This window comes from Paenibacillus xylanexedens, assembly GCF_007676705.1.
In the GTDB taxonomy this organism is placed as follows: Bacteria; Bacillota; Bacilli; order Paenibacillales; family Paenibacillaceae; genus Paenibacillus; species Paenibacillus xylanexedens_C.
Window position 1 is genome coordinate 1 of sequence record NZ_VEBF01000561.1, and the last position, 244, is coordinate 244.

Genomic DNA, 244 nt, shown 5'->3' on the forward strand with positions numbered 1-244 from the left:
TACCCTTCCCTATCCTTATCCACATCTTCTTTCCTCCCTTTACCTACATAACCAATCACATCCCCACCTCCCTCCCCAACTCCATAATAACCCATTTCCTTACTTTCCATTCTAACCCCCCTTAAACACCTCCCCACCTCAAACTCCTCTCTCCATCCAATCCCCACAAAATATTCCCCCTTCACCCATCTCTCCCCAACCCCCTTGTCAATGCCGTCTTCCCAAACCTCATAATCCTTCCCCA

The 244-nt window shown here is 48.8% G+C and carries 1 protein-coding gene; it reads right to left on the bottom strand.

What is annotated here, in order from left to right; translation table 11 throughout:
• On the bottom strand, positions 1 to 244 hold a 244-nt coding region (locus FS628_RS31770), incomplete at both ends, for a hypothetical protein (protein ID WP_222125345.1).